12 protein-coding genes are annotated in these 15,437 nt (G+C 70.2%); 5 read left to right on the top strand and 7 right to left on the bottom strand.

The annotated features are described in order from the left end of the window. Positions 1–35 precede the first annotated feature (35 nt). The 4 genes from M8J74_RS34840 to M8J74_RS34825 are packed head-to-tail and all read right to left on the bottom strand — an operon-like array spanning position 36 to position 3,433. On the bottom strand, positions 36–596 hold the full coding sequence (locus M8J74_RS34840; RefSeq protein ID WP_249840267.1) for an LLM class flavin-dependent oxidoreductase: 561 nt from the start codon (positions 594–596) through the stop codon (positions 36–38). Continuing rightward, positions 593–1,114, bottom strand: a complete 522-nt coding sequence (locus M8J74_RS34835) for a hypothetical protein (protein ID WP_249840266.1) — start codon at positions 1,112–1,114, stop codon at positions 593–595. The genes M8J74_RS34840 and M8J74_RS34835 overlap by 4 nt, the downstream gene beginning before the upstream one ends. Continuing rightward, positions 1,111–1,941, bottom strand: coding sequence for an alpha/beta hydrolase fold domain-containing protein (locus M8J74_RS34830; RefSeq protein WP_249840265.1), 831 nt, complete (start codon positions 1,939–1,941; stop codon positions 1,111–1,113). The genes M8J74_RS34835 and M8J74_RS34830 overlap by 4 nt, the downstream gene beginning before the upstream one ends. A 55-nt stretch (positions 1,942–1,996) precedes the next feature. Continuing rightward, entirely contained in the window at positions 1,997–3,433 is a 1,437-nt protein-coding gene (locus M8J74_RS34825) for an MFS transporter (protein WP_249840264.1), read from the bottom strand. A 212-nt stretch (positions 3,434–3,645) separates the two neighbouring features. Between M8J74_RS34825 and M8J74_RS34820 the strand changes: the two genes are divergently transcribed. Next, positions 3,646–4,527, top strand: coding sequence for a helix-turn-helix transcriptional regulator (locus tag M8J74_RS34820; protein ID WP_249840263.1), 882 nt, complete (start codon positions 3,646–3,648; stop codon positions 4,525–4,527). A gap of 55 nt (positions 4,528–4,582) precedes the next feature. Here the strand turns inward: M8J74_RS34820 and M8J74_RS34815 are convergent, their stop codons facing one another. Continuing rightward, entirely contained in the window at positions 4,583–5,230 is a 648-nt protein-coding gene (locus M8J74_RS34815) for a hypothetical protein (RefSeq protein ID WP_249840262.1), read from the bottom strand. A gap of 353 nt (positions 5,231–5,583) precedes the next feature. Between M8J74_RS34815 and M8J74_RS34810 the strand changes: the two genes are divergently transcribed. Together M8J74_RS34810 and sigJ are read left to right on the top strand one after the other, a co-directional pair. After that, a complete protein-coding gene (locus M8J74_RS34810; RefSeq protein WP_249840261.1) occupies positions 5,584–6,363 on the top strand; it encodes an SDR family oxidoreductase in 780 nt (259 codons plus the stop codon). A gap of 85 nt (positions 6,364–6,448) precedes the next feature. After that, positions 6,449–7,417 (top strand): RNA polymerase sigma factor SigJ, encoded by a 969-nt coding sequence (gene sigJ / locus M8J74_RS34805; protein WP_249840260.1) that lies wholly within the window; start codon positions 6,449–6,451, stop codon positions 7,415–7,417. A gap of 683 nt (positions 7,418–8,100) precedes the next feature. On the opposite strand, the gene dacB is transcribed toward sigJ, so the two are convergent. After that, positions 8,101–9,648 carry a D-alanyl-D-alanine carboxypeptidase/D-alanyl-D-alanine endopeptidase gene (dacB, locus tag M8J74_RS34800; protein ID WP_249840259.1) on the bottom strand — a complete coding sequence of 516 codons (1,548 nt, stop codon included), beginning with the start codon at positions 9,646–9,648 and terminating at the stop codon, positions 8,101–8,103. A gap of 930 nt (positions 9,649–10,578) precedes the next feature. On the opposite strand from dacB, the gene M8J74_RS44665 reads away from it, so the two are divergent. Together M8J74_RS44665 and M8J74_RS34795 are read left to right on the top strand one after the other, a co-directional pair. Beyond that, on the top strand, positions 10,579–10,701 hold the full coding sequence (locus M8J74_RS44665; RefSeq protein ID WP_283948985.1) for a hypothetical protein: 123 nt from the start codon (positions 10,579–10,581) through the stop codon (positions 10,699–10,701). A 508-nt stretch (positions 10,702–11,209) separates the two neighbouring features. Next, positions 11,210–13,099: a propionyl-CoA synthetase gene (locus M8J74_RS34795; RefSeq protein ID WP_249840258.1), complete on the top strand. Its 1,890-nt coding sequence runs from the start codon at positions 11,210–11,212 to the stop codon at positions 13,097–13,099. A 329-nt stretch (positions 13,100–13,428) separates the two neighbouring features. Here M8J74_RS34795 and M8J74_RS34790 read toward each other — a convergent pair. Next, the coding region (locus tag M8J74_RS34790; RefSeq protein WP_249840257.1) for a DUF4118 domain-containing protein at positions 13,429–15,437 on the bottom strand (2,009 nt) is incomplete at its 5' end.

The raw sequence follows: 15,437 nt of genomic DNA, 5'->3' as shown, positions 1-15,437 counted from the left end.
TGTCGAACGAGGGGCATAACTGGGGCAGTTGATGGTTACTGACGGGCCGCTGAGAGTCGGCCGTCGAAGGTGATGTCGGAGGTGTTCGACGCAGTCTTCCAGCGCATTGCGCGCCGAGCAGCCACATCTGGGGCCGCACGGGTGGGACCAGCCCGCTCTCGCCTCCGGCGAGCGGGTTTCGGCGCCGTCCAGGCCGAGCAGTACCCGCACCGCCCGCACCCGCTGGGGATAGTCGTGGGCGGGACCGCCGCTGCGGCCCGGGCCCAGGTCCACCCGGCCGGGGAAGACCGACGCCGGCACCGAGAAGACCTCGGCCACTTCGCCGGCGAGTACCGCGGCAGCAGCACCCCGCCGGTGCCGACCCGCATCCGCCGGGTACGGCCCAGCACAACGGCGGCGAGGATCTCCGGGGCGCAGCCCGCGAAGCCGGGAGAGCCGTGGTGTTCGGCCGTCCAGTAGCGGACGTAACCCAACTCCTCGGCCGCCTGCGCCAGTTCGACCGACGCCCGCAGCGAGTCGGCCGGCGGGAAGCCGGCCCCGACCGGCGGCTGGTCCAGCACCGACAGGCGCAGGGCCGGCGCCGGCGCCCCGCTCATCGCGCACCTCGCGTGATCGCGGGCACGATCCGGTAGTCCCGCTGGAAGACCAGGTTGTGCAGATCGCCGGTGGCGATCGCGCGCAGCGTGGGCACCTCGGCCGCCGTCTGCTCGGGCGTGAACACGTTCAACGGCCAGTCGTGCACGGTCGCGCCCCGCAGATGCGGGTGGTGGAAGCCGCCGCCGTAGTAGGCGAGCAGCGTGATCGGCGCGATCTGGGACTCCCGCTGCTCGGGCCATGACAGCGTCCAGCTCGCCGCCAGTCCGCGGTCCTGGGTGCGCCGGATCCCGCTCGCCGTCACCTCGCCGGTACCCAGAAGCAGGGCGGTGTCGAACTCCTCCAGCACCTGGACGGCGTAGGGGTGGAGCAGTTCGACGGCGTGCTCGAAGTGCCCTTCCTTGCCCTGGCGCGACACAGTGTCGCCGCCCTCGCCGTGGGTGCCGTCGCGCAGGTCCGCGAAGTGGCGCAGCAGGGCCGCCAGGTGCGGCAGCCCCGCCTCGGGCCGTGTGGTGGTCATGGGGTTTCCTTCCGTCGTCGCAGTTGCTCCCGCAGCGCCGTACCGAGCCAGCGTCGCAGCCCCGGGTTCCCCGCACCGGGGCCGCCGACGGCGAGGAAGGCCGCGTGCGGGGTTCGGGGGAAGACCTTCAGCCGTACGGTGTTGCCCGCCGCGCGCAGCAGTCGGGCGTACGTGGTGACGTCGTCGCGCACGGGATCGAGCTCGCCGACCGCGAGGACGGCCGGGGCCAGCCCGTCCAGCTGCTGTGCCGTCAACGGGGTGCTGTACAGCGGGGTCCCGCCGCGTACGGCGGTTTCCAGACCGCCGCGGTACGTCTGCCAGGCCGGCCGGAGGTCCTCCGCGGCGGGGAAGACGCCCCGCTCGCTGGTGTAGGAGGCGGCGGCACAGTCGGGGTCCAGTGGCGGGTAGGCCAGCACCTGGGCGGCGAGCGGCTGGTCACGGTCGCGGCGGGCGAGGGCCGTGCAGGCGGCGACGGTGCCGCCTGCGCTGTCGCCGCCGACCGCGAGCGGCTCGCCGTCCGCCGTCTGGTCCTCGGCCCACGAGAGCGTGGTCAGCACGTCCTCCACCTGGGCGGGATGCCGGTAGGCGGGAGCCGGCCGGTAGCCGGTGCTGACCACGGTGCACCCCGTCGTCCTGGCGAGGTCCATGACGGGCCCGTGCCAGTGCTCGACCGACCCGGCCTGCCGGCTGCCGCCGTGGGCCCACACCAGCCAGCCGTACGACCGCGGTCCCAGCCGGTAGATCCGCACCGGTATGCGATGGGTCCCCGCCTCCAGCCGGACCGACTGCCACTGCACCCCGGCGGACCACCGGTCGTGCCCGTGCACGGGCCTTTCCCCGTCCGGCGCGGCCAGGCCGGCTCGCGGTTCGCGGCGTCGTGAGTTACTGCGCACTCGACCGCGCACCACGCAGGAACAGAGCGCTGGTGAGGGCGCCGAGGACGACGACGGCGGTGTTGACGGCGATGGCCGTCTTCAGTCCGCCGAGGATGGCGGAGGCTCCCGTGCCGGTCATCGCGGCGGTGGCGATGGCGCTCATGACGGGCGTGCCCATGGTGATGCCGATCTGCTGGGTCATGGTGGCGAGCCCGGTGGCCAGGCCCTGTTCGTGGTCGGCGAGCCCGGAGGTGGCGGTCACCATGAAGGCGACGATGACGAGCATGTTGCCCACGCCGCCGGCGAAGGTGGCGACGAGCAGCAGCCACAGCGAGGAGTGGGTGGTGCCCAGAGCGAGCAGGGCGGCCGTGAACACGGTCTGCAGGACGCCGCCGGTGATCAGTGTCCGCTTGCTGCCGATCTTTCCGATGACCTTCGGAGCGGTCGAACCGCCGACGACGGTTCCGATGCCCAGCACGCCGAAGGACAGACCGGCGGCCAGCGGGGAGAAGCCGAGCACCTCCTGGAGGTAGAGGGTGAGCAGGAAGACCAGGGAGGTCTCGGTGAGGAAGGCGATCAGACCGGCGACGTTGCCCCAGGCCACCGACCGCTTGCCGAGCACGCTGAGCGGCACCAGCGGGGCGCTCACCTTGCGCTCAACAGCCCAGAACACGACCAGCAGCAGCACGCCGGCCGCCAGCGACAGCAGGGCGTTCGCGGAGCCCCAGCCGTGCTCACCGGCCTGGGTGAGGCCGAAGACGACGGCCAGCAGACCGAGGGTGACGCTGACGGCGCCGGGCAGGTCCAGCTTCGGGCGCTCATCGGGCCTGGACTCCTTGATGACCGTCGGGGCGACGACCAGGACGGCGAGGGCGACGGGCACGTTGATGAAGAACGCCCAGCGCCAGGACAGCAGGTCGGTCAGCAGGCCGCCGAGGATGGCGCCGGTGGTGAAGCCGGCCGACATCAGGGCCCCGTTGAGGCCGAGGGCCTTCTCCCGCAGCGGGCCCTCGGGGAAGGAGGTCGTCATGAGCGACAGGCCGGCCGGGGTCACCGCGGCGGTCGCGAGCCCCTGGAAGACGCGGGCCGCGATCAGCACCTCCGGATTCTGCGCCAGACCGCCCACCAGGGAGGCAGCGCCCAGCACGACCAGTCCGCCGAGGAAGAGCCGGCGGCGGCCGAACAGGTCCGCGACCCGGCCGAACAGCAGGGTGAAGCCCGCCGCGCACAGCGCGAACGCGGTGCCGATCCACTGCAGGTGCGCCAGAGAGAACCCCAGGCCCTCGCCGATCACCGGCAGCGCCACGTTCAGGATGGAGAAGTCCACGGCCAGCATGAACTGGGCCGCGAGCAGCAGTACCAGCACCAGCCGCAGGCGCGGGGTGAGGACGGCCGGAGCCGTTCCTACAGCCGTACCGGCCGTGTCCGAATCAGTGACGGACATGAGGTCGAGTCCCTTTCAGCCGAGCCTGGTCGGTGCGTCTGTCGTGCGCACCGTCGGGAAAGAGACTCGTCCCGGGCCAGGGCCCCAGCCAGCACCCTGTCCCGCACAGTCAGCGCAAGGGTGGTCATCACATGACCACCCTTGTGGCTCACGTCCGGCGCGGCGGGCGGGCATCATGAAGGGCAGTGAACGGCAGCGAACGGGAGGCATCGATGAACGCTCCGTCCGAACTGGGAGACTTCCTCAAATCCCGCCGTGCCGCACTGCGCCCGCAGGACGTCGGCATCACCCCGCATCCGACCCGCCGCCGGGTCAGCGGGCTGCGCCGGGAGGAGCTGGCCATGCTCGCCGGGGTCAGCATCACCCACTACACCCGCCTCGAGCAGGGCCGCGCGCTGAGCGCCTCGGACTCCGTGCTGGACGCCATCGCGCGCACCCTGCGGCTGACCGACGACGAGAGCGCGCACCTGAAGGATCTCGCCCGACCGACCGCCACCGCCGCCCGCCCCACCGCACCCCGCGCGGAGCAGGCCAGTGCCTCGGCACGGCAGCTGCTGGCCGCCATGTCGGAGGTGCCGGCCCTGGTCCTGGACCGCCGCAACGACGTCCTGGCCTGGAACCGGCTGGGGCACGCGCTGCTCGCCGGGCACCTGCCCGTCGACAGCCCCGAGTCGCCGAGCACCCGGCCCAATGTGACGCGGATGCTGTTCCTGGACGACTCCTATCGCGCGCTGTACACCGACTGGCACGACGAGGCGCAGCTCGCGGTCGCCTCGCTGCGGCTGATCGCCGGCCGGCACCCCGACGACCGCCGGCTGACCGAACTGGTCGGCCAACTCACCGTCCAGTGCGACGAGTTCGCCTCCCGCTGGGCCCGTCATCCGGTGCGCACCTGCACCTCGGGGGTCAAGCAGCTGCGTCACCCGCTGGTCGGGACGATGGACCTGAGCTTCGAGAACCTCGTCATCCCCGGCTCCTCCGGCCAACGCCTGATCGCCTACACGGCCGAACCGGGGTCGCCCTCGGAGGCGGCGCTGCGCCTGCTGGGCAGCGCCGCCGCGCCTGAGGCCGAGAGCGCCTCGGCGTCGGTGTGAGGCGCGATCGTTCCGACCGGCCGGGAAGGCACACGCCTCCCGGCCGGCACACCTGTCAGGCCCCGCGCAGCCCGGCCAGCGGCAGGGACGGATGCCCCGCGTCCGACAGGCGCAGATGGGTGTAGGCCGCGGAGGCCATGGTCATGTGATGGTGCCAGGCGGGGAAGGAACGGCCGGCGAAGTCCAGCAACTCGTAGCGACCGTCCATACAGTCGGCCGTGACAGTGGAGCTGACGTAGAGACGGGTCAGTTCGACCAGCTCGTCCAAGCGGTGATGGATGAGGTCGGTGAGCCAGATCCGAGAGTCTGGCCGTCCGTCCACGGCGAGCTCGGTGAACACCCTGTAGGGCCGCCGGCCGGCGCCTCCCTGCTGCGGTCGGGCAGCGGGCAGCCGGATCAGGGTGGACAGGATCTGCGCCTGCCGGAACCTTCCGTCGGAACCCGTGACGGCTGCGGTGGGCTGGCTCCACTGCCGGCTCCACGCACGCCGCGTGTCCGTGCCGACGGGACGGCCTCCGGCCACGAGTCCCATCCCGTGGCGGGGGTCATCGTGCAAAGGCCTGTGCGGGCGGCCGCGTGTGTGACGTTCCGGCACCGCGGGTTCGTGAGCGGACACCAGCCTGGGATTGACGGCGACGATGAAGTCGCGCCCGGTGCCGTTCAAGAGGGCCGTCAGCTCCGCGAGGTCGGTTGCGTCGCTCATGTCGGCCACCACCGGCACGTCCGGTGAAGAGGTGCTTCCGACGTGGTCGGCGTCGAAGCGGAAGTGGTGCAGGGCGGGCAGATGCAGGTGGCGGTGAGGGCGTCGCCGTTGTCGGCTTCCCCTCGAGGTCGGTCTGGTCGTTCCAGAAGGCGGCGGCGTGGGTTTCTCCGCGGGCCTGGTGACGCCGCTACCCGTAGCGGAGCGTGGCCCGCCCACGGCGGCACACCCCCAGCATCCCGGAAATCTTCCCAGGGCCGCTCAGGACGAGTACGCGGACGTCCCTCACACCTGCGACCCGGATCACAAGGAGCAGGCCTGTCTCGCGACCTCACACTTCTCCCTGCTGCGTCGTCATGCTGGTGAGGGCAGCGACGGGTGCCCCGGGACGGAGTAGGGAAATGAAGGTTCTCATCGCCGGTGGACGCGGCCGTGTGGGGTCTCGTCTCGCTGACCATCTGGAAGCCAAGGGCATCGAGGTGGTCTCGGGCGGACTCGAGGACGGGATCGACGTGATCTCGGGCGAGGGGCTTGCTGAGGCTCTCGTCGGAGTCGACACCATCGTGAACGTACTCAACACTCCTCGCTTCGACGCGGAGGGGGCGATCTCGTTCTTCGAGGGAACGATCAACAACCTGACCGAGGAAGGCCTGCGGGCGGGCGTGCGTCACCACATCGTGCTCTCCATCGTCGGGGTCGGGGAAGGCGACGCATCCACGGTCGGGTACTACCTCGGCAAGGTGGCGCAGGAGAAGGCCGTACGATCCGGCTCGATCCCCGCCACCATCATTCGAGCCACCCAGTTCCAGAGCTACCTTCCTGTCCTGGCCGAGCAGCACACCATGGACGGAAAGGTGATCGCTCCGAGGTCTTTCATCCAGCCGGTCGAGCTGGACGAGGTCGTCGAGCTGCTCGCCGAGGCCGTCACGACGCTGGAGCCGGGAAGCGTCGTCGAGATCGCCGGACCCGACCGCTTCTACCTCGACGACCTCTTCCGCGCCACGCTGGCCGACCGCGGGGACGACCGTGAGGTGGTGACCGTGGACGGAGAAGGCGCTCCCGATGCCATGGTTCCGCGTGGCGCGTACCGCACCGGCACCGTGCGGTACCCGATCGCGGGGATCCCCGTCGCCTGAACCACGATGCCAGCACCGTGAGGGCACGCCCGGCCGGCAAAGAGCCGGTCAGGCGAGTCGCGCTCCGAATCGGAAAGGGTGCCCCATGCCGGAAGACCTTCCTGCCGAAACCGCAGAGTTCGAAGAAGCCGAGCATGATGATGCGACGGCTCTGGATTCGGTCATGGCGGAGCGACGTCGTCTGCTGTCGCTGGCCTTCCGCATGACGGGCACCCTGGCCGATGCCGAAGACGTGGTGCAGGAGACGTATGTGAGGTGGTACCGCCTCACGCCCGAGGAACGCGACGGCATTGACGTGCCGGCGGCATGGCTGACCCGGGTCGCGAGCCGCATCTCACTTGACCTGCTGCGTTCCGCGCGGGCACGACGAGAGACCTACGTCGGCCAATGGCTGCCGGAGCCGGTTCCGGCCGATCTCTTCGCCGACACCGCGCAGGCGACACCGGGTCCCCGCCATCCCGCCGCCGATCCGCTCGACCGTGTCACCCTCGATGACGCCGTGAGCATGGCGTTGCTGACCGTCCTGGAGGCCATGACCCCGGCAGAGCGCGTGGCGTTCGTGCTGCATGATGTCTTCGGCGTCCCCTTCGACGAGATCGCCGGTGTTGTCGGTCGTTCGCCGGCGGCGACAAGGCAATTGGCAACGTCCGCACGCCGTCATGTCCGAGGCGGACGACGCGCACCGATCTCCCCCCGCGAGCATGATGAGGCCGTTCGGGCCTTTCTTGACGCGACTGTGGGAGGGGACATCGAGGCGCTGCTCCGCGTACTGGCTCCGGACGTCGAACTCCGCGCGGACGGCGGCGGCTTCGTCAATGCCGCACCCCGGGTCATCAGTGGGTCGGACCGTGTGTCCCGGTGGCTCATGGGGGTGATGCGCAAGCAGCCCGCCCTCCGGCTCGAGCAACGCGAGACGGCCGACGGTCTCGGATACGTTCTTCGCAACGAGGAACGTCTGTACGGAATCATCACCTTCGGCGTCAGCGACGGATACATCACGCATGTGTGGCTGATGCTGAATCCGATGAAACTGACCAGCTGGTCACTCGCATGACCCAGAACTCCGGACGAGGGTCTCGAAGATCTCGCGCCCGGTAAGCGCGGTCTCAACGGGCTGCCCTACGCTGCGGCGCACCCGGCTCGCCGACGCCGGCTCGTCCCGACGGGCACGGCGCGTGAGGGGCCGGCCGCATCCGGCCACCGCCCCTCGGGGACGCGCATCACCATGTACGCCGCGGACTCACGTCCCGACGAAAAGGCAGCCGCTGCGGGACACCGCGACGCCGCAGTCCACCTCCTCGGCATCCGGATCGAACACGGCGACACGACCCTCATCGTCTCCGAGCCGGTCACCAACACCACGCGGCACGGCGGCGGCTGCCGTCTGTACCTGCACGTGTCCGGCACCCAGGTGAGCATCGAGATGTACCACGGCAGCCTGGCCGACCCGGCGTGCGACCTTCTGGGGACTTGGAGTGAGAGCGGGTGCGACCTGGCCCACGGTGCGGTGCCCGGCACAGCGCTTCGACATCGATCCGATCGATGGAGGGGGCAACAGAGTGCGTGCGGTGCTGGCCCTGTGAACGGGCCGTACATTGCTTCTCGACCCGCTGCCGGCGGTCCGGACGCATGCTGCCCCCACCGAGGGCTATTCGCGCAGCGCTATCAGCGGTGCCGTTCCCGGCGAGTGACGAAGCGGGCAGCCGACGCCGCGCTGGTAGCGGTTGCCACGCGCCGTCACAGGTGTGCCGAGGCCTCCTCCTGCAGCAGCGCGGAGATCTGGTTGGTGTCGTCGAAGATGCGCATGACGCCCTGGATGTCGGAGGCGGTGGCGGAGTTGACCAGTTCGACGAAGATGACCACGTGGCCGTCGTCGGTCAGCAAGTAGCCGGCCTGGCTCTGGTCCGCCACGGCGAGCCGGCCGTTGAGCCGGTCCAGGCCGATGACGGTACCCGGTTTGGCGAAGACCTTGCCTCTGGCCGGGCAGTGAGTGCAGGAGCTCGCGTTCGAGCCATCGACCCCCAAAATGGGCAGCGACTGCCGGAAGGCGGTCGCATCGGGAGTGCGCAGCCAGTAGGCGAGAACCTGGGCGAGGCCGACTGGCGTGGCTTTCTCCGTCGCGTCGCCGCCGCGTCCGTCATCGAGTTGGAACTGCGTCGGGTCGATGTGCGCGACCCGGGTCAGGAAGTCGTGCTCGACCCCGAATCCGCCGGCGAAGCAGTCCTTGCTGCCCCGCAGACCGGCCATGTTGCACAGGGCCAGGTTTGCGCCGAGGTTGTGACTGACCTTCAGGATCAGCTTGGCGTACTGCCGGTAGGGCGGGGAGACATAGGCGGCCACCCGCGCATCACGGTCGTAGGAGGCGGGCAGTTTGCGCTCCGGGTTGGGGCCGGTCTGCCGGGCGCTGACGGTGACGCCTGCCCGACCGAGCGCCTCGATCAGCGCGGTGCGGCCGAAGGCATTGGGATCCTGGACGGGTGAGGTCCTCAGGACGGGCTGCGTCCCGGCCGCGATCTGACCGGACACGGTGATCTTGGTCCCGTCCGGGGATGCCTTGACCGCGATGTTCGTCGTACCGCCGGCGGCCACCGTCTGTACCTTGAAGTCGACGCTGTACGGCTTGACCTGCGGGCGCCAGAACAGCTTGGCCGGCTGCCCGGCGGTGGTGGGGGTGGTGAGCAAGTCGATGAGGTTGTCGTTGATGATCAGCGGGGTGGGCTGCGGGTCCAGCTCCGGGGGCGTGAAGATCCTGGGATCGACGACGACGTCGCCCTGGACGCGGGCAATGCCCGCCTCGCGCACCTGCCGGGCGATCTGGTCCACTCCGGCGAGCGGGTTCTCCGGCGTGAGCGTGGCGCCGGGCAGGTCGTTGGCGGACGTGTGGTCGATGTCGGTGTAGTCCACCGAACCGTCGGGCTTGGTCCGCCCGCCCATCGTCAGGTCGCCCTGGGCGACCAGTGCCAGGTTCCCCTTCAGCGTCGAACCGTGGCGCGTGCCCGCCGCGTACACGGGCGTGGTGAATCGGTGGCCGGGGCCCAGGCTGTGCCAAGCCGCCGAAAGGGTGACGAGTTTGGTGTCCGAGCCGGGGACGAAGGACTGCCGCGCGAACTGTGAATGAATCACATACCCGTCCGAGGGGTCGACCTCGTAGACGCCCCATTGCGCACTCTCGTAGCCGGGCTTGTGCATGATCGCCTCGACGGCGGGCGGAAGGTCACTGACGTGCCCCGTTTCGAGCGGGCGTGCCGGCGCGGCCGCCAGCGCCTCAGGAGCGGTGACGGCCACACCCGCCAGGGTCACGAGCGTCGCGCAGGCTGCGGCCCAGGGCCGCAGCCGAGTTCGGAACATCGATTTCATGCACACCGCCGATTCGAGGAAGCAGTCCAAAGCGAAAAGCCGTGAGGCATACGACAAATTCGGCAGAATCGTACGGGCCAGGCCCTACTCACCCTTCCGGCTCCACTCCCCGATGACGGCATGTCGGGCGCAGATCATCCCTTCAGCCGATCACAGTCGAGCCCGCGCCACCGGCCCACCACACACGGCCGGTTCGCGTCACAGAAGGTCCCTGAGGCGACGATCGATCTGCCATGCGCGTTCGCCGCCCAGCGGCACTCCCACGCCGTACCGACCCTGGGGCAGGCGGCAGTACACGGTGGGCATGCATAGCGATCCCTCACAGCGGGTCTGAGCAGCCGCCGGCTTGATGAACGCGGTCCTGGCAGGGGCGGACCTCCCGCGGAAGAGCCGTTGCGCTTCCTCGCGTTCCACGGCGGGCAGTGCCCGGCGAGAGGCTGGCGGGGCGACCGATGCCCCGGCTGCAGGGGCGGCCCTCGTGGACCGTCAAACCTCCCCTGCGCATCCGCGTCGGCCGTGCTGTCCTGACCAGCCGCAGACGCTGAGCAGGCTTCGGTGGCCGAACTGACGCCGGCCGGCTGCATCAACGCAGCCTCCACTCTGCGCACCGTCTTCGCCTTCCTGCACATCCACCACGAACCACCCCACCCCCGGCCTGCCGGGTCCGCTCGGGGAGTTCGGCGGCCCTTCCGGGGACCGGCGGGCCAGGGGTCGGCGTTCAAAGGGCCGACTGCGGTGGTCAGATCTGGCTGGCCCCGCCGTCGGCATATATCTCGACACCGGTCATGGAGCCGATGTGCTCGCTGGCGAGGCGACCTGCCCGCCGAGACCGACCCCCAGGCCCTCGCCCGCTACGTCATGGTGATCAGCGAGGGCAACGCCGTGCACGCTGCCGCCGGCGCCAGCCGCGCCGCCCTCCACGCCACCGTCGACATCGCCCTGCAGGCAGTACCCCGGACCCACGCAGACGTGACCGCCTGACAACGCCGCCACCACATCACCCTCGACCTGATCACCTGCACCCGGCCCGCAGACCGAGGACGACACGTCGAGGTGAAGCGAGCGGAGGTGCAGTCGTCAGGACACCGAGCCGCAAACTCAAGGCGGTGCCCCGCCGAGATCTTCGCGTCTACTGCCCTGACTGCAAGCTGTGTACCTACCGGACCCAGCCCTTCTCGTGCCCCGGGCGCGCTGCAGCAGGGTGAGCATTCGTTCGCCCTCGGCGCGAGCTCTGCGACTGGGGTGAACGAGCCGATCGGGCGGTGGGGCAGTGGCCCCGCAGCGACCTAGTCCAGGCGCCTGACCAGGGCCTCAGGACGGACAGGACCCGCCGACGAGGCCCGTCGGCCCTACCGGGATGCCGACGACCAGGCATACAGTCTCCAGCATCCTGCTCGGCCATCTTGGCCAATATGAGGTAAGGGTGGAGAGAGCATGCTGCACGCTGTTCCCTCCCCAGCCCCCGGGGGGTGCCACGAAGGAGTGCGCAATGGGAAAATACGAGGACGTCTTCCACGCCAGCACGGAAGACCCGGAGAGCTTCTGGCTGACGGCTGCGCAGGGCATCGACTGGGATGTCGCTCCGCGACGCGCCCTGGACGCCTCCGGCGCCCCGTTCTACCGCTGGTTTCCCGACGGGCGGCTGAACGTCTGCTTCAACGCGCTGGACCGCCACGTCGAAGCGGGACGCGGCGATCAACCCGCACTCATCTACGACTCGCCCGTGACCGGCACCAAGCGCACCTACACCTACACCCGGCTCAGGGACGAAGTGGCGACTTTCGCCGCAGGGTTGGCGCGACTCGGCGTGGGACAGGGCGACCGCGTGGTGATCTACATGCCGATGGTCCCTGAGGCCGCCATCGCGATGCTGGCCTGTGCACGGATCGGCGCGGTCCACTCCGTGGTCTTCGGCGGGTTCGCCCCGCACGAACTCGCCCTCCGCATCGACGATGCCGCCCCCAAGGTGGTCGTCTCCGCCTCCTGCGGCATCGAGGGCAAGCGAGTCATCGCGTACAAGCCCCTGCTCGACCGAGCCATCGAACTCGCGGCCCACAAGCCGGAAAAGAACGTGATTCTGCAGCGCCCTCAGGAGCGGGCCGAGTTGGAGACCGACGATCTCGACTGGGCCGACCTTGTCGCCGCGGCACCCCCGGCCGACTGCGTGCCCGTCCCCGCGAACGCACCCCTCTACATTCTCTACACGTCCGGCACGACCGGAAAGCCGAAGGGGGTTGTCCGGGACAGCGGCGGATACGCGGTGGCCCTGCACTGGTCGATGGGCGCGGTGTACGACGTGGGCCCGGGCGAGACGATGTTCACCGGATCGGACGTCGGCTGGGTCGTCGGCCACTCGTACATCGTCTACGCCCCGCTGCTCGTCGGCGCGACCACGGTCCTGTACGAGGGCAAGCCGGTCGGCACCCCGGACGCAGGGCAGTTCTGGCGCGTCGCCGCCGAGTACCGCGTCAAGTCGATGTTCACGGCGCCCACCGCTTTCCGGGCCATCCGCAAGGAGGACCCGAAGGGGCTGCTCACCGCGGATCATGACCTGTCCGGCCTGCGCTACCTCTTCCTGGCGGGCGAGCGCCTCGACCCCGAGACGTACCACTGGGCGAGCGCCCTTCTGGACATCCCGGTGATCGACCACTGGTGGCAGACCGAGACGGGCTGGCCCATCGTCGCCAACCCGATGGGCATCGAAGCCCTGCCCGTCAAGCCCGGTTCACCCACCCGTCCGCTGCCGGGCTGGGATGTCCGCGTCGTCGGCCCCTCGGGCGATCCCGTGGCCCCGGGCGTCGACGGTGCCATCGTCGTGAAGCTTCCCCTGCCGCCGGGCGCCCTGCCCACGCTCTGGAACGACGACAATCGCTACGTCGCCTCCTACCTCTCCGCCTTCGACGGCTACTACCTCACCGGCGACAGCGGACACATCGACGAGGACGGCTACGTCTTCGTCATGGGCCGTACCGACGATGTCATCAACGTCGCCGGACATCGGCTGTCCACCGGCAGCATGGAGGAAGTCCTGGCGGCACATCCCGATGTCGCGGAATGCGCCGTCATCGGCGTCGCCGACGCTCTGAAGGGGCAGGTACCACGAGGTTTCGTCGTCCTCAAAGCCGGCACCAGCCGTACGGAGAGCGAGATCGAGGCCGAACTCGTCCAGCTCGTGCGCGACCGCATCGGCGCCGTCGCGTCACTCAAGAGCGTTGCGGTCGTTGCCGCCCTGCCGAAAACCCGCTCGGGAAAGATCCTGCGCAAGACGATGCGCGGCATCGCCGACGGCCACGACGAGCCCATCCCTTCCACCGTGGACAACGCGAGCGTCATCGAGGCTCTCCGCCCCGTTCTGCGCCGTCAAGGTCCCACAACGTAACCGTCGGTCGAGGACCACCTTCTCCCTCCCGGCCTGGCACACGCCTGCTTCCAGCTGCCCGCACCGAGTGCCACCACGTTCCCACTCATCGACCTCCCGCGTCCCGGTTGCCCGGTCGCCGGTCGCTACTGCCCGCCCGTCGGCTCTGACGCCAACGGTATGGAGATACCCGGCCGAAACGGCGACCAGGTCACGCCACGCTTCAACGGCGCACTGCCGTCATCGGTTGTTCCCCGTGGGCAGTGCAGAACCTCCGACCGGACGCCGACCGAGTGCCAGTCACCCCACGAAGCGGCAGGGGCGAGTCCGGAACGCCCGGCTCTCACCCATCAGGACATCCTCGCAGCCGGCAGGTTCGGCTGCTCAGGCCGACGCTGCGGTGCCGTCGGCACGCTGAGCACCATCGTCAGACCGCCGCCGGGGGTGTCCTCGGCGCTCAGGGTGCCGCCCATGGCTTCCGCGAAGCCGCGGGCGACCGCGAGGCCGAGTCCGACGCCGTTGCCGCGCGGCGAGTCGCCGTAGCGCTGGAAGGGTTCGAAGATGCGGTCCTTGGCGTCGTCGGGGACCCCGGGGCCGCGGTCGACCACCCGTACCTCGACCCGGTCGGCGATGGCGCTCGCGGACACCAGGACCCTCTCCCCCGCGGGGCTGTACTTGACGGCGTTCTCGACGACGTTGGCGACGGCCCGCTCCAGCAGCCCCCGGTCCACGTGAACCATGGGCAGCGTCTCCGGGATCTCCAGCTCCACACTGTCCTCGGGCACGCCGCCGAGGGCCATGGGGACGACCTCGTCGAGGTCGGTCTCGCGGATGATCGGCGTGACGGTGCCCGTCTGCAGGCGGGACATGTCCAGGAGGTTGCCCACCAGGTGGTCGAGGCGGTCCGCGCCCTCCTCGATGGCCACCAGCAGCTCCGCCTGGTCCTCCTCGGACCACTCGACGTCCTCTGAACGCAGGGACGTGACCGCCGCCTTGATGCCGGCCAGCGGGGTGCGCAGGTCGTGGCTGACGGCAGCGAGCAGCGCGGTGCGGATGCGGTTGCCCTCGGCCAGCTCCTTCGCGTGGTCGGCCTCCTGCCGCAGGCGCTGGCGGTCCAGGACGACGGCGGCCTGGGCGGCGAAGGCGGCGAGCACCCGGCGGTCGGCGGCCGGAAGCACACGGCCCGACAGCGCCAGGGACATGTGGTCGCCGACCGGCACGTCGACGTCGGCGGCGTCGGGATCCTGGCAGGGCCGGGGGCCCACGCTGCCCGCGCAGGTCCACGGATCCGTTTCACCGGCCCGCTCCAGCAGCGCAGCCGACTCCATGCCGAACGTCTCGCGCACCCTTTCCAGCAGCTCCTCCAGCCTGGTCTCGCCGCGCAGCACGTTGCCCGCGAGGTAGGAAAGGATCTCGGACTCGGCGCGCAGCCGGGCTGCCTGGTCGGTGCGCCGGGCGGCGAGGTCGACCACGGAGGCCACGGACACCGCGACCCCGATGAAGATCGCGATGGCGACGATGTTCTCGGGGTCGGCGATGGTGAAGGTATGAACCGGTGGGGTGAAGTACCAGTTGAGCAGCAGGGAGCCCACGATCGCGGAGGCGAGCGCAGGGTAGAGCCCGCCGAGCAGCGCAGCCGCCACCGTCAGGGTGAGGAACAGCAGCATGTCGTTGGCAAGGCCGACGTCCGGAAGCGCGCCGGTCAGCAGGAAGGTGAACAGGGCCGGGCCGAGCACGCCGACGACCCAGCCCCAGATGAGCCGGGACCGGCCGAGCCGCGCGCCCCTGGCGACGGGTAGTGCACGTCCCTTTCCGGCCTCGTCGTGCGTGATGAGGTGAACATCGAGATCCGGTCCGGATTCCCGGGCGACCGTGGCGCCGACGCCCGGCCCGAAGACGTACTGCCAACTCTTGCGGCGCGAGACGCCCAGCACGATCTGGGTGGCGTTGACCCCGCGCGCGAAGTCCAGCAGGGCGGCCGGGATGTCGTCGCCGACGACCTGGTGGAAGGTGCCACCCAAATCCTCCACCAGAGTTCGCTGGACGGCCAGCTCCTTCGGTGAGGCGGCGGTGAGGCCGTCACTGCGGGAGATGTACAGCGCCAGGACCTCGCCGCCGGCGCCCTTCTCCGCGAGCCGCGCGGCCCTGCGGATCAGCGTGCGGCCCTCGGGTCCTCCGGTCAGGCCGACGACGATCCGCTCGCGCGAGCCCCAGATGGTCGAGACGTTGTGGGCGTTGCGGTATTCGGTCAGGTAGGCGTCGACCCGGTCGGCCACCCACAGCAGCGCCAACTCCCGCAGTGCCGTCAGGTTTCCGGGCCGGAAGTAGTTGGAGAGGGCCGCGTCGACCTTGTCCGGCT

The sequence above is a fragment of the Streptomyces panaciradicis genome (genome assembly GCF_023516615.1).
GTDB classification, from domain to species: domain Bacteria; phylum Actinomycetota; class Actinomycetes; order Streptomycetales; family Streptomycetaceae; genus Streptomyces; species Streptomyces panaciradicis.
This window is presented reverse-complemented; position numbering and strand designations above follow the sequence as displayed.